The sequence below is a fragment of the Streptomyces shaanxiensis genome (assembly GCF_039537145.1).
GTDB classification, from domain to species: Bacteria; Actinomycetota; Actinomycetes; order Streptomycetales; family Streptomycetaceae; genus Streptomyces; species Streptomyces shaanxiensis.
The window spans coordinates 466192-484537 of sequence record NZ_BAAAZY010000012.1; the positions used below are offsets into that span (position 1 = coordinate 466192).

The following is an 18346-nucleotide window of genomic DNA, read 5'->3' on the forward strand; positions in this document are numbered from 1 at the left end:
CCGTGAATGGGCGGGGTCCCGGCCGGGTCAGGTGTTCTCGGCGGATTACGGCGTCAGCGTCTGGCCCAGGTGGGCGTCGGTCGGGGTGCCCAGGGTGGTCTTGCTGTAGATGACCGCCTGGCCGTAGCCGAGGCCCGTGCTGTTGCTCGGGAGGTACAGGACGATGCCGTCCGTGCCGTCCTCGCCCTCCGCGCCGAACGTCAGGTCCGCGCGGCCGTAGCCCGACAGGTCCGTCAGCGAGACGGCGGAGCCGAACAGGTCGCCGCTCTCGGCGGCGCCGGGTACGCCGGACGTGTCCTGCGAGACGCGGATCGAGCCGGTGCCGGTCAGGCCGGTCGACGTGCCCTTGGCCAGCAGCGCGTCACCCGCGTTGGACTGGTTCACGCCGTCGCGCGGGAAGTCCTCGCCGGGGACGCCGGTGAAGGCGTCGGCGAAGCCGTCGGCGTTGTAGTCGCCCACCGAGACGGAGGCGCCGAACAGGTCACCGGACTCGTTGCCGCCGGCGACGCCCGACGTGTCCTGGTGGATCGTCGTCATGCCGGTGGTGGTGAAGCCCGTCGACGTGCCCGGGACCATGGTGATCTGGCCGCCCGAGAGACCGCCCGACTCGGACGCCACCGGCTGGCCGATCACGATGTCGTCGTAGCCGTTGCCGTTGACGTCGCCCGCGGCGATGGAGCGGCCGCCCTTGACGGAGATGACCCCGGCCTTGGTGAGGCCGGTCGCCGAGCCCGCGAAGCGGAGCACGCGGCCGATGCCGCCGGTGTCGCGGTAGTTGAGGGCGACGTCCGCGTAGCCGTCCCGGTTGAAGTCGCCGGTCGCGGCATCCAGGTAGGCCACCGAACCCGTGGCGGAGGTCAGCGTGCCGGTGGCCGTGGCGCCGCCGGTCAGCCGCGCGTTCCAGTTGCCGCCCTTGCCGGTGCCGGCCGCGAACACGTCCGCCTTGCCGTCGCCGTCGAAGTCGCCGACGGCCACCGTGGAGCCGAGCTTGGCGCCGGTCGCCGTGACGCTGCCCGAAGTGGTGTACGAGAAGCCGGTGTTCAGCGCCGGGCCGTACATGACCGTGACCTGGCCCCGGTCCGCGTGGCCGCTGGTGTCGTCCTCGCCGGGCGCGCCGATCGCGAGGTCCGCGTAGCCGTCGCCGTTGACGTCGCCCCACGCCGTGGAAGCGCCGAAGTCGTCGCCGGACTCGTGGGAGCCGGGGACGCCGGTGCTGTTCTGGGTGAGGGTCCGCTTCGAGGCGGTGACCGGGCCGTCGACGCCGCCCGGGACGACGGTGACGGTGCCGCCGTTGCTCAGCGCGCGGGGCGTGCCGGTGACCAGGTCGGTGATGCCGTCACGGTTGACGTCCGAGGTGGCGAGCGCGTGCGAGATGCCCGGGGTCTTGGCGACCTGGGCGATTCGGCTGAGCTTGGGGTAGAGGCCGGCGCCGGGGCAGGCCGTGGCGTTGGTGTCCCTGTGGCCGAAGACCCGCGGCAGCGTGACCGACGTCCCCTTCGGGATCTTGTTGCCGCTGTAGCCCTGCTCCACGCCGGACGTCAGCGTCACCTTGCCGGTCGGGTCGATGCCGTACATCCCGAACTTCCACGCCACGATCCGTGAGATCGCATCCAGGCCGGCCCGGCTGGGCGTGGCCTTCTCGAAGTTGCCGATGTACGAGATGCCGACCGTGTTGGTGTTGAACCCGGCGTCGTGCGCGCCGATCACCGGCAGGTCCGTACCGCCGCTGCGGCCCTCGAAGATCTGTCCGCACCGGTCGACGACGAAGTTGTAGCCGATGTCGAAGTAGCCCTGGCTGATGTGGGCCTGCTGGATGGTGCGCAGCCGGGCCGCGGACTCGGCACAGGACAGGCCGTTGTCGCTGTCGACGCCGGTGTGGTGGACGACGGCGGCCTTGATCTCGGTGCCGTACTCCGGAGTGCCGTCGTAGTCCGTGGACGCGCCCCACTCGGCCTGCGTGATGACCGGCGGCTTGACGACCGTGGAGGGCCGGGGCGCGGGGACCGTGGAGGTCGGGGTCGGGGTCGGGGTCGGGGTCGGGGACGCGGTGGGCGTCCCGGTCGCCGTCGTGGTGTCCGTGGGCGCCGGGGAGTCGGTCGGCGTGGCCGTGTCGGTCGGCGTCTCCGTCTCCGTCGGCGTGACGGTCTCCGTGGGTATGACGGTCTCCGTCGGTGTGACGGTGTCCGTCGGTGCCGGGTCCTCGGTGGCCGGCGTCGTGGTCTCCTCCGCCACGAAGGCGGCCGGGGTCGTCGCGCCCTTCGGGTCCGTGCCCGGGTCGAGCAGCTTGACGTCCATGCCGGCCGGCTGGGCGCCCACCTCGGTGCCGTCCGCGTTCACGACGCGCACCTCGATGCCGTCCGAGTCGCCGGTCCACACCGACTCCGTGCCGCCGCGCAGAGCCGCCCGCTCGCCCTCCGCGCCGTCCGCCTGGCTCGGCTCGACCGTCACCTTCTGCCAGCCGGACCACTCACCGGTCTCGATGTCCCGGGTGCGTACCTCGGGCGTGCCCTTGGCCTGCGCCTCGGGGTCGTTCCACGTCAGCACGACCGCGTTGAAACGATTGGTCTCCTGCTTGGCCAGGCCCCTGCGGCCGGAGCCGCGGTCCTTGAGCTTGAGCGTGTGGATCGACGGCTTACGGCCGTCCGGCTCGGCGTCGGTCGGCGTGGACGGATCCGCCATCGCGTAGGTCACGACACCGGCACCGCTCAGCACGACGGCGCCCACCGTCAGCCACGCCCGTCTCTTGAGGCTGAGCGGTTTGTACGCATGGGTCCTGCGAGGACTCAACTGTCCCACCCCTAGGAAATGGTCACGATCGCATCACCTGTCACACAGGTGGCATCTACAGACAGCGCGCAGGCCCTGGAAACCATCACTTCCTCCGGCGCTGCCGCCACCGCCCGCCCGTTTTGATCACACACCGGCCGATTCGCGCACTCGATCGAATTCTCTCTGCCTGCCGTGCTAGCTTGCGGCGCCTTTCGCAGGGCCGTTCCGCGTCGACCCCCGTGTGTCCGCGTCGAACGGCCCCCTTCGCCATGCCTGTTGGAGGTGCTCCGTGGCCCCACGCCACAAGCCGAACCGAAAACGACCACTCGTACGCGGTGGCCTTGCCGCCGGCCTGGCCCTCGCGGCCGCCGGTGGAACCCTGCCCTTCCTGCTGTCGAACGCCCATGCCGAGACCCCCTCTCTGACGATCCCGGCTCCGGACCGCTTCAAGCCGGTCGCCAACCCCGTGTACGGCGCGGGGCCCGGCGGCGTCGTGGAGCGCACGGAGGTCCAGGACCAGAGCGCGCTCGGCTACTACCGCTGGACCCCGGACGGCGGCGCCCCGGTCGACCTGCCCGCCTCGTCCCCGTCCGACGACGTCAACTCGATCGACGGCGGGGGAGGCAGCCACGTCTCCGTCACCAGCGGGGACGTCGTCGCGATCTACGACTCCCCGAACCGGGTGCAGCTGAAGGACATGCAGTCCGGCACCACCACCAAGTACACGCTGCCCGACGGCCACTTCTACCGTGGCGTCTTCGGCTCGTACGTGCTCACCGCCACTCGCGACGCGAACGGCGAGAAGAACGTCCTGCACGTGCTGCGCATGGCGGCGGACGGACAGCTCACCGACACTCCCGTCACCGGACTGAACGGCTGGGTCGCCGAGGACGGCATGACGCTCGGCGGCGACGACCGTTCGGTGGCGATCTGGTACGCGCACCCCGACGGCACCCGCGGTGTCGGCCTGCTGGACCTGGCGACGGCCGCGGTCACCCCGGTGTTTCCGGGCGCCACCGGAGCGAACGCGCAGGTCGTGTTCTCCGACGCGTACGTCGCCTGGTACTCGCCCGACGGCGGCAACACCACGGCCCGCGTGCTCCCGCGCGCCACGCCGCAGGCGGCCGACACCGAGGTCGAGCTCGGTTCCGGCGAGGGCACCGCGCGGCTCGGCCTCGTCGGCGACTGGCTGCTGACGATACGTCAGTTCACGCAGGGCGCGGGCGACTTCCTGGCCCGCGAGGGCGCCGCCCTCACCGCCCTGCCGATCGCCGGCGGTGCGCCCAGGACGCTGCTGGAGCACGCCGGCTGGCGTATGGCCCAGGTCCCGGGCGGCGGCGTGACCGTCACCGGCGGCGCCTCGGCCGGGGACTGGGCGGTGCGCCGGGTCGCCGTCGGTGACGACGGGGCGCCCGTGCTGCGTACCGTGCGCCAGGTCGCGCCCAAGGAGGGCAGGCTCACGAAGCTGTCGCTCACGGCCGGGCACCTGGTCACGGCCGAGTCCGACACCACGTACCTGCCGGCGCTCCACCAGCGCCAACTCACCCTCGGTGCCGCACCGTCGGCGGGCGAGCGGTCCCTGCTCGCACGGCCCGACGCGCAGACCACCGGCGAGGCGGCCCAGCGCCTCTACGAATCCCGGCAGCCGGTCGGCACCGGAGACGGCCGCACCGTCGTCGCCGCGACCGACGCGGACGGCGCCCAGGTGCTCGTCGTCCTGGCGGCGGACGGCACGAAGACCGTCGTACCCGCCGTGGACCCGCAGACCGGCGAGAAGATGCCGACGGGCTCCGACCACGTCTCGGCCGTGCGCTCGGCCTCCGGGCGCTACGTGGTGTTCGGCGACAGCGGGCGCGGCCTGGAGGACCGGCAGTACGTCGTCGACCTGGACGCGTCCGGCGGACCGAAGGTGGTCCGGGTCCGCCAGGGCCAGGGCGGGCTCGCGGTGTGGGGCACCAAGCTGTGGATGCCGAGCGACTCGGACGACGGCACGCTCCAGGCCGTCGACCTCAAGTCCGGCGAGACCACGGCCACGGACCCGATCACCGACAACGGCTGTCTGCCGCAGCAGCTGCAGACGGCAGGGCCCTGGGTGTACTGGGACTGCTATCCCACCGGGTCGGTCAGCTCCGGCCACGGCGTCTACAACACCGAGACCCGGCAGTCCTCCTGGGCCCCGCGCGGCACCCTCGGCGACGGCTATGTGGTGGCGTACGAGGAGAACCGGGGCCAGCTCAACCTCACCCCGATCGGGGACGCGCCGCGCACCGTCGAGGCCTTCACGGTCCAGTACGCCTACCCGATCGTGCAGACCGACCGCTTCGGCGGCGCGCTCGCGTACGCCAAGGAGAGGAGCGCCCGGATCACGGTGGTCGACTCGGGCGTCGCCACCTCCCCCGTGGCCGGGATCGAGTCGCGCACCGACCAGTCGGTGGACCTCGCCTCCGCCACCGACGCCGTGTGGGACGCGCACTGGCAGCTGTCCAAGCCGGTGACCGACGCCCGGGTGACGGTCCGGAACAAGAGCGGGCGCACGCTGTTCACGGGCTCGGCGAAGGAGTACGCAGCCGCTGTCTCGTTCTCGTGGAACGGCCGTACCGGCGACGGCCGCTACGTCAACGACGGCACCTACACCTGGGAGCTCACCGGCACCCCCGCGGACGGCAGCGGCGCGGCCCTGAAGGTCACGGGCACCGTCGCGCTCAGCGGCGGCCAGCGCCTGCGCACCACGGGCTGAGCAGAGCCCCGGAGACAGCTCGAACCGGAGACAGGTCAGAGTCGAACCGGAGACAGGTCAGCGAGGAGACAGGTCAAAAGGGAGGCGGGGCCGGGTCCTTGAGGACCCGGCCCCGCCGGCCGTAAGAGCGCGGCCCCGTGGGGCCGCAGGGCGTCAGCCCGCCCAGACCTCGGCCTCGTCGGCCGGGACGGTGGTGGCCAGGCCCAGCTCCTTGCGGGCGGCGACCGTCTTGTTCGGGTCGATACCGGTGAACGCCGGGTCGTACGCGATGTAGAACGCGTCCGCGTCGGCGGCGTTCGCGGCCTTCTTCCACTGCTCGGCCGTCTTCGTCAGCTGCTCGCGGAGCTTGCCGACCTCCGTGCCCTCGATGCCCTTCAGGCCCGCGAGGTGCGCGTCGAGGGCGGCGGCGACGGCCTTCGCCTGCGCCTTGTAACCCTTCAGGTCGTCCTCGACGTAGTCCTTCTCGGACTGGTTCGCCCACAGAGCGTCGTAGACGCCGTTCGAACCCTTCAGGAAGGAGGTCTGCTCGGGCTTCAGCTTCGCGTTCAGCGCACCAGTGAACGTGCCCGACTCCTTGGTGTAGGTGCAGGTCACGGCGCGGTCGCCGGTCGCCCAGCTCTCCTGGGTCGGGGTGTAGTAGAAGACCGCGACGCCCTTGGGGAGCGCCCAGGTGTCCGGGGCGAGCTTCGCCGCCTCGACCGGGCAACGCTCGTCGGCGACGGCCGAGATCGCCTCGTCGCCGGGGTACTTCGCCGCATCGTCGACCTTGAACTCGCCGACGACCTGACCCGCGTGCGCCTCGTCGCAGGGCACGATCTCGACGAGGACCTCCTCGCCCTCGCCCTTGTTGTTCGGGTTGTAGCAGTCCCCGAGGTCCAGCGAGAACACCGACCGCTGGCGGGCCACCTTCTTCGCGCCGTCCTTGGCGCTGTCGATGGCATCCGAGGCCTCCGAGCACCCGGCCGCGCCTATCGCGAGCAGGGCGACGACGGCAGATATGCCACGAAGGGGACGAGACGGGGTACGGATTGCCATGACGTGTACATCCTCTTATGAGAACTTTATGGGGAGTGGCGCGTGCATCGTATGCCACCCCTGTGACAGGGCTGTGCGAGGGTTACTTGCCGGTCAAGCGGCAGCGGTTCACGGTTCCGCGCTCTGCTTTCGGCTCGTCACAGCGTTCCGACCGCCAACGCGCCGCAATGGTTGTATGCAGACGCACGAGAAGCCGGAAAGTTGTACGGCTTCTGTGATCTTGCTCTGTGTGAATGAACACCCTCGTCACCCGTGATGCTCATGAGGCGACGTCCGCTTGGTCAACGGGAGGACCACCAGGGGTCCTTGACCAGCAAAGGGGTGGGGTCCCATGAACACAGTGGACGAACGCACGCCGTGCGCACGGGAGATGCGCCCGCACGCCGCGGCCTTCGTCACCCGCGTCACCGCCGACCACCGGCTCCCGATGGACTACTCGGTGGCCAGCCTGCGCATCGTCGACTTCCTGATCGACGGACTGCGCAAGGGCGGTGCGAGCCGGGAGCGGGTGCGTGTGCGGGAGGCGCTGTCGGGTCTCGGGGCGTACGTCGGTGAGGTGCTCGTGCGCCGCGCGGGGGCGGTGTGGGTGGACTTCGACGCCGACCAGCGCGCCTACTTCGGCCAGCCGGTCGGGGTGCGGATGCCGGACGGCCGGGTCTGGAACCCCCTCGGCAAGGTCCACAACCGCTTCGACCTCGGCGGGCCGGAGGAGTCCCTGCGGACCTTCTATCTGACCCTGCACGGGCGGGCACGGAAGGCGGCGGCATGAGGAGCCGGACCTGCGCCGCGGCCACGTTCCTCGTCGCCGCGGTCCTGACCGGCTGTTCGGGCTCGCCGGACGGGAAGGAGCCCGTCGAGTCCCGAGCCGCCGCGACGCCCGGGCAGAGCCGGCAGGCCGCGCCCGCCGAGCCCCGGCCGCGGACCGCCGCCGAGTTCCTGGCCAGGGCCGAGCAGGCCATGGCCGCCGAGAAGGGCTGGACGTTCGCGGTGGAGGGGCGCGAGGGCGTCGTCCTGCAAGGGCAGGAGAGCGCCGCGACCTACACGGCCACGGTGCACCGCACGACGGGCGGCGCGTGGGCGCTGCACTCCCAAGGCTCCAGTCGCAGCAGCAAGGGCGTCACCAGGGCCGAGGAGATCTACGTCGTCGACGGCACGGCCTACGTCAAGGAGGGCACCGCCTCCTGGGAGCACGGGCCGCTCTCCGACCCGGAGTTCGCGGACAAGGTCGAGGACCCGGTGGCCGCGCTCGACGCGTTCCGGGAGTACGGCGAGGCGGTTTCGCTGTCCGAGGGGACGGGCGGAGGGGTCCGGCTGAGCGTCCGCACGACATCCGCCGCGCTGACCGCCGTACGGGAGCAGGGCGTCGTACAGAAGGCACTGCGCGAACTCGCCCCCACCCTGGAGCAGTTGCGGGCGGCCGGTGTCACGGCGCCCGAGAGCCGGATCCGGGTGGAGCGCGTCGAGGAGTCGGTCGTCCTCGCCCCCTCGACGTACCGGATCACCGCGCACACCTTCCGATGCACCTTCCTCATCCCTCACGGAGGGCAGGACATCCGCTACGACCAGCTCGTGACGGAGCGGACCTCCGGGGCCTACGACGGGGCCGTGGCGCTTCCGGAGGGAGTGGCGTGACGGACGCCCTGTGACACTTCTGTGAGGCCGGGCGCTGTTGACCGTGGGGGAACGTGGGCAAGGGTGGCCGTACCCCGAGGTAGGGATTCGCCACGAACCAGTACGGACGAGGACAGTTCTTGGGCCGAGGAGGGGACACCCGCCGCGTGCACGCGCACGACGGGGAATTGAGCGCGGCCGTCGCGCGGGCCCAGGAAGGTGACGAGGCCGCCTTCGCGATCATGTACCGGCTGGTGCAGCCGGGACTGCTCGGGTACCTGCGCGGTCTGGTCGGGGACGACGCGGAGGACGTGGCGTCCGACGCCTGGCTGGAGATCGCCCGGGACCTCGGCCGGTTCAAGGGTGACGGAGCGGGCTTCCGCGGCTGGAGCGCGACCATCGCCCGGCACCGGGCGCTGGACCATCTGCGCCGGCAGAAGGTACGGCCCCGGTCGTCGGCGCTCGAACAGGACGTGCTGGACCTGCCCGGTCCGCACAGCACGCACGACCAGGCGCTGGAGTCGCTCTCCACGGGGCAGGCCCTGGAGCTGGTCCGCGGGCTGCCGCGGGACCAGGCCGAGGCGGTGTTGCTGCGGGTCATCGTCGGCCTCGACGCCCCCGCCGCGGCCCGCGTCCTGGGCAAACGGCCGGGCGCGGTGCGGACGGCCGCGTACCGGGGTCTGAAGCGCCTGGCCAAGCAGCTGGGCGTCGCAGGTGTGACGGATGACGGCCCCCGGACGCTGGGGGAATCGAAATGAACAGTGCGGGCGACTGCGGCGGCCAGGGCGGAACATCGGCCCCTCGCTGAGGCGAGGCGGGATGCGATGAGTCGAACAGGGCGTGGGGGACGTACAGGCTCTACGAGCCGGTGAGTCACAGCCGTCACAGAGATCACGTAGATCGCATACGACACATGCATCACGTGAACCCCATACACATCAGGTCGGACAGGAACGGGAAACAGACATGGGTGAACAGCAGAGCGGCGGTGGGTCCCCCGGCCGTCGGCGTGTGCACCCTGACGCCGTGGGCCACGGCCACGCGTCCGGCCCGGCCGTGGTGCTCGACGGAGCCGAGCTGGAGGCGCTGCTCTCCGCCGCCGTGCTGCGCGGGCACCCCGTGGACGCCGAGGGCGAGCAGCGAGCCGTGGCCGCGTTCCGGGCCGCCCGGGACGCCGGGGCCCACCGGGCGAGCACCCGGCGCCGGGACGACTGGCGGCCCCGTGATCGGCGGCGGCTCGCCCGCTCGATGAAGACGGCGCTCTCCGTGTTCGTCGCCGGCCTGACGCTCGGCGGTGTGGCGTACGCGGCGATCGGCTCGTCGGACACGCCGGACGCCTCCTCCGACGACAAGGGCAGGCCCACCCAGACGGCCGGCGCCCCCGACCGGCCTGCCGCGAGGCCCTCCGCCGGGTCCGACGCCGCCTCCGGGAAGCCCGGCCACCCGGTCACCGCCCAGGACACCGAGGCCAAGTGCCGCGCCTTCGACCAGGTCGCGGGCCGTGGCCAGGCGATGGACTCGACGGCCTGGGAGCGGCTGGTCGCGGAGGCGGGCGGTGCGGACAAGGTGGCCGCGTACTGCGCCGAGCAGCTGGCGGCGGCGAAGAACGAGCCGGGCAGGAAGGCCGACGAGAGCGCTCCGGCCGGCAGCGGTCAGGACCGGAGCGGTAACAGCGGGGCCGACAAGAGCGGGTCCGACGCTGCTGGGTCCGACGCGAGTGGGTCCGGCTCCAGTGGGTCCGACACGAGTGGGTCCGGCTCCAGTGGGTCCGACACGAGTGGGTCCGGCAAGAGCGCCGAGAACGACGAGAGCGCCGAGAAGAAGAACTGACTCGGCGGAAGAAAGAAGTCCGGATCGGCGGGCACGCCTCCCGGCCGCGACAACGGCCACCGGCTCTGCGCCGAGGCAACGGCCGGGGCCGCCACCCCCCACAGGAGAGGCCCCGGCCGTCGCGCGGCACGGGCCGCGCGGCGGCCCGTACTCTCTACAGCGCCATGACTGCGTTTTCTGTCACACCTGGGCGCACAGATCGCCGATTCCCAGGTAGTTGCATGTTGTACGGACATGGACGAGCAGCGGTTTCAGGCCGTAACGTGCCTTTCGCGCCGGACGCGGAGGGTGTATGACCACCGCAACGACCTGCGGTCCTGAAGCCGCAACCACCAATTGAGGTACCGAGTGCTGGGGGACGACGCGGAGCTGACCGCCGCGGTGCTTGCTGCACAGGACGGGGACGAGACCGCGTTCCGGACTGTGTACCGCTCCGTGCACCCGCGGCTGCTCGGGTACGTACGGACGCTGGTCGGCGACCCGGACGCCGAGGACGTCGCCTCGGAGGCGTGGCTGCAGATAGCGCGTGACCTGGAGCGGTTCAACGGAGACGCGGACCGCTTCCGCGGCTGGGCCGCCCGGATAGCCCGCAACCGCGCGCTGGACCACATACGCATGCGCGGCCGCCGCCCCGCGATCGGCGGCGACGAGACGGAGCTCACCGGGAAGGCCGCCGAGTCCGACACCGCGGTCGAGGCCATGGAGGCCCTGGCCACCGACGGCACCCTCTCCCTCATCGCACGGCTTCCGCAGGACCAGGCCGAGGCCGTCGTCCTGCGCGTGGTGGTGGGGCTCGACGCCAAGACCGCCGCGGAGACGCTGGGCAAGCGGCCGGGTGCCGTACGGACCGCCGCGCACCGTGGCCTGAAGCGGCTCGCCGAGCTGCTCGGCGACGATCCGGAATCGGCCGGGGTGCTCGACGCCCTGCCTTCCCAGCGAGGAACCCGCGGCCGTGCGGTGACGTCTGCGAGTGTGACGCATATGCGTTCGCGGACGCAGAAGGATGTGTGATGGCCGACGAGCAGTACAGGTGGCTGGACCGCGAAACGGCGGAGCGAATGCTGCGCGGAGAGTCACTCGAAGCTGTCGACGCGGCCCATCGCGACCAGGCCGAGCAGCTCGCCAAGACGCTTGAGGCGCTGACCGCCGAACCCCCGCTGAGCAGCGCGGAACTCCCCGGAGAGGCCGCCGCGTTGGCGGCGTTCCGCGCGGCGCGCGCCCGCCGGGACGACGACTCCGTGACCGTCGGCGCAGGCTCGGGCTCCGCTGCCGCGCAGGCCTCCGACGTCGGGCTGGTCCGGATCGGCACCCCCGGCCGAGCCCCCGTTCGCCCCCGGTGGGGCCGTCCCCTGCGACTCGGCCTCGCCGCCGCGCTGGCCGTGGGCATGGTCGGCGGGGTCGCGGTCGCGGCCGGAACCGGAGTGCTGCGGACGCCGTTCGGCGGAGACGAGCCGGGCCGCCCCGCCGCCACGGTCTCGGCACCGGTGAGCGAGGAGCGTCCCTTCGTCTCGCCCTCGCCGGGGATCAGCGCGCAGGACGAGCCCACGCCCGACGGCACGTCGAAGGGCCCCACCGGCCCCGGCACCACCCAGGGCACCGCGCCCGGTGGGCCCGCCGCGGGCCACGAGACCCCCGGCGCGGACCGGGACAGGCCGACCGGCGGCTGGTGGAAGCTCGTCGGCTCCTGCCGCGACATGCGCGACGGCAAGGAACTGCCCGGCGACCGCCGCCGTGCCCTGGAGAGCGCGGCGGGCAGTTCCGCTCGCGTGTGGAAGTACTGCAAGACCGTGCTGACCGGCGCCGGCGAGAGCACCCGTGCCCAGGGTGACGAGCGCAAGGGCGACGACGGCCAGGACGAGGACGAGGGCAAGGGCGGCCGGGGCAACGGCGACGACGACGGCAAGGGCAGAGACAAGGGCAAGGACGACAAGGACCGCTCGCGCGACGAGGGCCGCGGCAACGGCCACCGCACGAACGGCACCGCGGAAACCCCGTCCATCGGTGCCGGCCTCCTGTCGAACCGGGTCCAGCTGCCCACGCCCCTGGTGCCGAGCCCGTCGTACAGCGCGCTCTGAGCGAAGCCGGCAGGGCAACCGGACGGCTCGCCTCGTCGTGATCCTGCTCATGTCGATGGGTGGCCGCCGTCCTCGGTGTCCACGCGATCGTCGCCGTCGGCTGACCGGACCCGACGCCTCGCCACTCCTGTCACACGCCGCTGACCTGCGGTTTTGCGCCCCGGGGAAATTCCCGGAGAAATTCTTGGCGCGGGGAGTGACGTTTTCGGACGTGGTGGCGCTGAAGAGAGTGAGCCGACTGGTCATCGGCCGTCGCACAGAGCCGGGGTTCCCCCCGTACCTGCGGCTCGTGCATCGGCGCGGGCGGGACACGTTCCCCCGGTCCCGCCCGCGCCCCACTTCCCACTCATCCCGCGAGGCTCGCGTGCCTCACCAGTGGACGACGACCTTGTCCCCGGTCCTCACCTGGGCGAACATCTCCGCGATGGCCCGCTCGTCCGCCACGTTGACGCAGCCGTGCGAGGCCCCGGCGTAACCCGTGGCCGCGAAGTCGGACGAGTAGTGCACCGCCTGGCCGCCGCTGAAGAACATCGCGTACGGCATCGGCGAGTCATAGAGCGTCGACACATGGTGCCGGGACTTCCAGTAGACGCTGAACACACCTTCCCGTGTCGGTGTGTACTGCGACCCGAACCGCACCGGCACCGTCAGGACCGACCGCCCGTCGATCATCCAGCGCAGCGTCCGGCTCGACTTGCTGATGCATAGCACCCGGCCGGTCAGGCACCGCCCGTCCGGCGCATCGGCCGGCTGCCCGCCCATCAGGTACAGGTCCCACTTGCCGGGCTCGCGCGTCATCTTCAGCAGCCGCTGCCAGGTGACCTCGTCCGTCCTCCCCGTCTTCGGCAGCCCCCGCTTCCCCTGGAAGCCCCGGACCGCCTGCTCGGTGAGCTCGTCGTACGTCCCGGTCGGCCCGTCGAAGAGCCAGGCGACCTGCCGCAGGCGGGCCTGCAGCTCACGTACGTCACGGCCCTCGTCGCCCCGCTGCCACAGCACGGCGGGTGCCTCGGGCGTGGGCGTGGCGCTCGGCTTGTCGTCGGGCGGGGCGGACTTCGGGGACGGCGTGCCGCTCGGCAGCTCTATCCGCACGGGTGAGCGCTGCTCCTCGCCCGAGGCCTGCACGGTGCACCCGCACAGCACCGCCAGCACGGCGCCCGAGGCGAGTGCCGAACCCGATCTCCGCATGCCCTTGGTACGCATCCCGACCCCCGTCGTCTCATCGCGGCGACCGCCGACCGCCCGGACATCACCTGAGATGTTCCCCGCGCGTGACCGGTTGCGAACCAGGGGGCATGGTGGGAAGGGCGAGGGCACATCAGGCGGGCAACAAGCACACCACCGCGGAGGCACCCACCATGACGCGTGAGTCGGAGTCCGGACTGCCCATCGAGCCGGTCTACGGGCCGGACGCGCTGACCGGCTGGGACGCCTCGGAGAAGCTGGGCGAGCCCGGTTCGTACCCCTTCACCCGCGGCGTCTACCCCACGATGTACACCGGCCGCCCCTGGACGATGCGCCAGTACGCCGGCTTCGGCACGGCGACGGAGTCCAACGCCCGCTATCGCGACCTGATCGCGCACGGCACGATGGGCCTGTCGGTCGCCTTCGACCTGCCCACCCAGATGGGCCACGACTCCGACGCGCCGATCGCGCACGGCGAGGTCGGCAAGGTGGGCGTGGCGATCGACTCGATCGACGACATGCGGGTGCTGTTCGGCGGGATCCCGCTGGACAAGGTGTCGACGTCGATGACGATCAATGCCCCCGCGGCCCTGCTGCTGCTCCTCTACCAGCTGGTCGCGGAGGAGCAGGGCGTGAGCGCCGACCGGCTCACCGGCACCATCCAGAACGACGTGCTGAAGGAGTACATCGCGCGCGGGACGTACATCTTCCCGCCGAAGCCGTCGCTGCGGCTGATCGCCGACATCTTCAAGTACTGCCGGGCCGAGATCCCGAAGTGGAACACGATCTCGATCTCCGGCTACCACATGGCGGAAGCGGGCGCGTCGCCCGCGCAGGAGATCGCCTTCACCCTCGCTGACGGCATCGAGTACGTCCGAACGGCGGTGGCGGCGGGCATGGACGTCGACGACTTCGCGCCCCGCCTCTCCTTCTTCTTCGTGGCCCGTACGACGATCCTGGAGGAGGTCGCCAAGTTCCGCGCGGCACGCAGGATCTGGGCCCGGGTGATGCGGGAGGAGTTCGGCGCGCGGAACCCCAAGTCGCTGATGCTGCGCTTCCACACGCAGACGGCCGGTGTGCAGCTGACCGCCCAGCAGCCGGAGGTGAACCTGGTCCGGGTCGCGGTGCAGGGCCTGGCGGCGGTGCTCGGCGGCACGCAGTCCCTGCACACCAACTCCTTCGACGAGGCGATCGCGCTCCCCACGGACAAGAGCGCGCGGCTGGCGCTGCGCACCCAGCAGGTGCTGGCGTACGAGACGGATGTGACCGCCACGGTCGACCCCTTCGCCGGCTCCTACGTCATCGAGAGGATGACGGACGACGTCGAGTCGGCGGCGGTCGAGCTGATGCGGAAGGTCGAGGACCTCGGCGGCGCGGTGTCCGCCATCGAGCACGGCTTCCAGAAGAACGAGATCGAGCGCAGCGCGTACCGGATCGCCCAGGAGACCGACTCCGGCGAGCGGGTCGTGGTCGGCGTCAACCGCTTCCAGCTGGACGAGGAGGAGCCGTACGAGCCGTTGCGGGTCGACCCGGCGATCGAGGCCCAGCAGGCGGAGCGGCTGGCGGGGCTCCGTGCCGGGCGCGACCAGCAGGCGGTGGACGCGGCCCTGGGCGCCCTGAAGAAGGCCGCCGAGGGTGCGGACAACGTCCTGTACCCGATGAAGGACGCGCTGCGGGCCCGTGCCACGGTCGGCGAGGTGTGCAACGCCCTGCGGGAGGTGTGGGGGACGTACGTTCCGGCGGACGCGTTCTAGCGTGCGACACTCCTGTGCATGTTCGGTGTCATCGACCTTCCCACCTATCTGGCGGGACTCGTCCTGATCGTCCTGCTTCCCGGCCCCAACTCCCTGTACGTCCTGTCCGTCGCCGCCCGGCGCGGGGTGCGTGCCGGGTACACCGCGGCGGCCGGGGTCTGGTGCGGGGACACCGTGCTGATGACGCTGTCGGCGGCCGGGGTCGCGTCCCTGTTGCAGGCCAACGCCGTGCTGTTCGGGATCGTGAAGTACGCCGGGGCCGGGTATCTGACGTGGCTGGCGATCGGGATGCTGCGGGCGGCCTGGGGGATGTGGCGGGCTCGGCGGGAGACGGCCGCCGACGTCACGCCCGACACCGTCACCGACGAGCGGCCCTACCGCCGGGCCTTCGTCATCAGCCTCCTCAACCCCAAGGCGATCCTGTTCTTCATCGCCTTCTTCGTGCAGTTCGTCGACCCCGGGTACGCCTATCCGGCGCTGTCGTTCGTCGTCCTCGGGACGTTCGCGCAGCTCGCGAGCTTCCTGTATCTCACTGCGCTGATATTCAGCGGGACGAAGCTGGCGGGCGCCTTCCGGCGGCGTAAGCGGCTGTCGGCGGGGGCTACTTCGGCTGCGGGGGCGTTGTTTCTCGGGTTTGCGGTGAAGTTGTCCTTGGCCAGTGCTTGATGCGGCCGCACATTGAATACGGCCCCGCGCCCCTAAGGGGCGATTCGCTCCATGTAGTCCGATAGGTCACCGCTGGTTTCGCCTGCCCAACCCACGTAGCCGTCCGGTCGGACGAGGAACAGGCCCGCGCCGTACGACTCCTGTATCCGGCCCTGGACCACCCGTACCGCCTCCGGCACCTCCGGCGCCTCAACCCCCACCGCCACCAGCGTCCAGTGCGGCCCCCGGAACGCGTCGAAGAGCCGCATGTCGCCCAGCATCCCGTCAGGTGCGCGGTCGCCCGCTCGTACCGGACCCGGAGCCGACCGCGTCTCCTGCGTGAGCGTCGACTCGCGATAGCCCAGGCCGAGTTGTCGGGTCGCCTCGCCGCGTCGGACCTCGCCGCGGTGGACGGCGGTCGACAGGCCGAGCATGTCGGCGGCGATGGAGCGTCGCTCCTCCTCGTAGGTGGCAAGCAGAGTGGGTTCAGCCCCTCCTCGTAGCACCGCCCCCAGCTTCCAGCCCAAGTTGTACGCGTCCTGGACGCTGGTGTTCAGCCCCTGGCCCCCGGCCGGTGAGTGGACATGCGCCGCGTCCCCGGCGAGGAACACCCGCCCCTCCCGGAACCGGTCCGCCAGGGCCGCCCGGGGGCGGAAGTCCGAGGCCCAGCGGACCTCGGTCACGGCGTCGGCGTCCAGGTGGGAGCGCGCGGCGACCGTCTTGCGGACGCCGTCCAGGGACAGGTCCACCGCGGTGCCCTCCGGGAACCGGGCGGCGATCTGGAAGTCCTCCGTGCCCGCGAGCGGGCAGATCGCCATGAAGCCGTCGGTGTCGTCGCGCGGCGGGAAGACGTGCCAGTGGTCGCGGTCCAGGCCGGTCAGCCGCACGTCCGCGACCAGCATCGGGTGCGGATCGACCGGCTCCCCGGTCATGCCGATGCCGAGACACCGCCGTACCGCCGAACGGCCCCCGTCGGCCGCGACGACATACCGTGCGCGGACGCTCTCGCCGGCCGCGAAGCCGACCGTCACCCCGTCCTCGTCCTGGGTGATGCCGACGGCCTCTCGGCCGAAGGCGACCCGGCCGCCCAGCTCGGTCAGCCGCGCGAAGAGGATCTCCTGGGTCCGCCACTGCGGCACCATCCACGGCTCGGTGTACGGCGAGTCCTCCGTCGCCTCCGCCGGGTCGAACATCTGGTGCTCGCCGACCCGCCTGCCGTCCTGCCAGATCATGCCGACCGGGTAGCTGCCGCCGGCCGCGCGGATCGCGTCCAGCACGCCCAGGTCGTCGAAGACCTCCAGGGTGCGCGGCTGGATGCCCTTGCCACGGGAACCCGGGAACAGGGCCTCGGCCCGCTCCACGACCAGCGCGTCCACCCCGCGCCGGGCCAGGTCGACACCGAGGGCGAGGCCGGTCGGGCCGGCGCCGACGATCAGGACATCGATATCGGTGTGATCGGTGTGTATGGGATGCATCGGGCGATCCTCCTTAACGTTGTTAAGTTCTGATGGCTACGAGAGTGCCCTTAACGCCGTTAAGCTGTCAAGCGTGAACACGGAACGCCGCGCCCCCCTCGACCGCACCCGGGTCGCCGACACCGCCCTCAAGCTGCTGAACGAGGTCGGCCTGGACGGCCTGACGCTGCGCGCCATCGCCAAGGAACTCGACGTCAAGGCGCCGGCCCTCTACTGGCACTTCAAGGACAAGCAGGCGCTGCTCGACGAGATGGCGACCGAGATGTACCGCCGGATGATCGCCGGGACCCCCCTCGACCCCGACGACACCTGGCAGGAGCGGCTCCTCAGGTCCAACCGAGGGCTGCGCACGGCGCTGCTCGGCTACCGCGACGGCGCGAAGGTCTTCAGCGGCTCACGCTTCACCGGCATCGAGCACGCCGAGCAGATGGAGGACAACCTGCGCCTCTTCACGGCCGCCGGTTTCACCCTCGCCGATGCGGTCCGCGCGACCTCGACGACGTACTTCTACACCCTCGGCTTCGTCACCGAGGAGCAGGGCGTCGAGCCCGTGGCGGGGGAGCGCCGCGAGGGGTACGACGTAGCCGAACGCGCCCGCCTGATGGCCGACTTTCCCTTGTCGGCTCAGGCGGGCGCGGAGATCTTCGCTGACTACGACCGGCACTTCGAAGAGGGGCTGGCGGTGGTGATCGCCGGGATCGGGGCGCGGTACGGGGTCAGGTGAGGCTCGCGGATCAGGTGTGGGTGCCCGTCCACCGGTAGTAGGAGGCGGCGACCTGGCCGGCGTCCGTGGAGTAGACGGCGTCCCTGACGTCGCTCGTCCTCAGGATCGACTCGCTCCCGCTGCCCAGCAGGCCCTGGAGCCTCTTGAGGTCGGCCGTGTAGTAGAACAGCTGGCCGTTCTCGCCGCTGTTGCAGGTACTCGTCCAGACGGCGTTGACGTCCGTCTTGTTGTCGGTCATCAGACAGAGGCCGGTCTCCCGGTTCTTGAGTTGCTTCCAGGTGCCGCTGCCCACCCAGTCCCAGTCCTGGCGGTCGCCCCCGTTGCAGCTCGTCGCGAACGCGGACCCGGCTCCGCCGGTCAGACAGGTGCCGAACCGCTCGTTCTGGAACTGCCAGTATGTGGGCGCCGCCTGCGCGGACGACGGGAGGATCATGCCCGCGCCCACAGCCAGCGTGCTGAGCGCGGTGATGGTGGCGAGTCGCAGCTTCTTCACTACAAACCTCTCTCAG

Annotated in this window: 15 protein-coding genes; 10 read left to right on the forward strand and 5 right to left on the reverse strand. The window is 71.4% G+C overall.

Annotation, left to right across the window (positions count from 1 at the left end):
• Positions 1 to 45 precede the first annotated feature (45 nt).
• The gene (locus tag ABD932_RS25145; RefSeq protein WP_345015777.1) at positions 46 to 2787 is read right to left on the reverse strand and encodes an FG-GAP-like repeat-containing protein; all 2742 of its coding nucleotides are present in this window, start codon (positions 2785 to 2787) and stop codon (positions 46 to 48) included.
• A gap of 271 nt (positions 2788 to 3058) precedes the next feature.
• Between ABD932_RS25145 and ABD932_RS25150 the strand changes: the two genes are divergently transcribed.
• Complete coding sequence (locus ABD932_RS25150; RefSeq protein ID WP_345015778.1) at positions 3059 to 5506, forward strand: FlgD immunoglobulin-like domain containing protein; 2448 nt, start codon at positions 3059 to 3061, stop codon at positions 5504 to 5506.
• 153 nt (positions 5507 to 5659) lie between these two features.
• Here the strand turns inward: ABD932_RS25150 and ABD932_RS25155 are convergent, their stop codons facing one another.
• Positions 5660 to 6541, reverse strand: a complete 882-nt coding sequence (locus ABD932_RS25155) for a septum formation family protein (protein WP_345015779.1) — start codon at positions 6539 to 6541, stop codon at positions 5660 to 5662.
• 331 nt (positions 6542 to 6872) lie between these two features.
• On the opposite strand from ABD932_RS25155, the gene ABD932_RS25160 reads away from it, so the two are divergent.
• The 6 genes from ABD932_RS25160 (at position 6873) to ABD932_RS25185 (ending at position 12057) form a co-directional block, all read left to right on the forward strand.
• Positions 6873 to 7310: a hypothetical protein gene (locus tag ABD932_RS25160; RefSeq protein ID WP_345015780.1), complete on the forward strand. Its 438-nt coding sequence runs from the start codon at positions 6873 to 6875 to the stop codon at positions 7308 to 7310.
• Positions 7307 to 8173, forward strand: coding sequence for a hypothetical protein (locus tag ABD932_RS25165; protein ID WP_345015781.1), 867 nt, complete (start codon positions 7307 to 7309; stop codon positions 8171 to 8173). Before ABD932_RS25160 ends, ABD932_RS25165 begins: the two co-directional genes overlap by 4 nt.
• 119 nt (positions 8174 to 8292) lie before the next feature.
• Positions 8293 to 8910: an RNA polymerase sigma factor gene (locus tag ABD932_RS25170; RefSeq protein WP_345015783.1), complete on the forward strand. Its 618-nt coding sequence runs from the start codon at positions 8293 to 8295 to the stop codon at positions 8908 to 8910.
• Positions 8911 to 9118: 208 nt separating this feature from the next.
• Positions 9119 to 9982 carry a hypothetical protein gene (locus ABD932_RS25175; protein WP_345015784.1) on the forward strand — a complete coding sequence of 288 codons (864 nt, stop codon included), beginning with the start codon at positions 9119 to 9121 and terminating at the stop codon, positions 9980 to 9982.
• A gap of 348 nt (positions 9983 to 10330) precedes the next feature.
• On the forward strand, positions 10331 to 10993 hold the full coding sequence (locus tag ABD932_RS25180; protein ID WP_345015785.1) for an RNA polymerase sigma factor: 663 nt from the start codon (positions 10331 to 10333) through the stop codon (positions 10991 to 10993).
• Positions 10993 to 12057 (forward strand): hypothetical protein, encoded by a 1065-nt coding sequence (locus ABD932_RS25185; RefSeq protein WP_345015786.1) that lies wholly within the window; start codon positions 10993 to 10995, stop codon positions 12055 to 12057. The genes ABD932_RS25180 and ABD932_RS25185 overlap by 1 nt, the downstream gene beginning before the upstream one ends.
• Positions 12058 to 12426: 369 nt before the next feature.
• Here the strand turns inward: ABD932_RS25185 and ABD932_RS25190 are convergent, their stop codons facing one another.
• Positions 12427 to 13257: a L,D-transpeptidase family protein gene (locus tag ABD932_RS25190; protein WP_345015787.1), complete on the reverse strand. Its 831-nt coding sequence runs from the start codon at positions 13255 to 13257 to the stop codon at positions 12427 to 12429.
• A 155-nt stretch (positions 13258 to 13412) separates the two neighbouring features.
• Between ABD932_RS25190 and ABD932_RS25195 the strand changes: the two genes are divergently transcribed.
• Both ABD932_RS25195 and leuE read left to right on the forward strand, forming a co-directional pair.
• Positions 13413 to 14993, forward strand: coding sequence for an acyl-CoA mutase large subunit family protein (locus ABD932_RS25195; RefSeq protein WP_345015788.1), 1581 nt, complete (start codon positions 13413 to 13415; stop codon positions 14991 to 14993).
• Positions 14994 to 15011: 18 nt separating this feature from the next.
• Positions 15012 to 15659 (forward strand): leucine efflux protein LeuE, encoded by a 648-nt coding sequence (gene leuE, locus ABD932_RS25200; RefSeq protein ID WP_345015789.1) that lies wholly within the window; start codon positions 15012 to 15014, stop codon positions 15657 to 15659.
• A 32-nt stretch (positions 15660 to 15691) separates the two neighbouring features.
• Here leuE and ABD932_RS25205 read toward each other — a convergent pair whose 3' ends face one another.
• Positions 15692 to 17113, reverse strand: coding sequence for an FAD-dependent oxidoreductase (locus ABD932_RS25205; protein WP_345015790.1), 1422 nt, complete (start codon positions 17111 to 17113; stop codon positions 15692 to 15694).
• A gap of 73 nt (positions 17114 to 17186) precedes the next feature.
• On the opposite strand from ABD932_RS25205, the gene ABD932_RS25210 reads away from it, so the two are divergent.
• Positions 17187 to 17837 carry a TetR/AcrR family transcriptional regulator gene (locus tag ABD932_RS25210; protein ID WP_345015791.1) on the forward strand — a complete coding sequence of 217 codons (651 nt, stop codon included), beginning with the start codon at positions 17187 to 17189 and terminating at the stop codon, positions 17835 to 17837.
• Positions 17838 to 17847: 10 nt separating this feature from the next.
• Here the strand turns inward: ABD932_RS25210 and ABD932_RS25215 are convergent, their stop codons facing one another.
• Positions 17848 to 18330, reverse strand: a complete 483-nt coding sequence (locus ABD932_RS25215) for an RICIN domain-containing protein (protein WP_345015792.1) — start codon at positions 18328 to 18330, stop codon at positions 17848 to 17850.
• Positions 18331 to 18346: the final 16 nt, after the last annotated feature.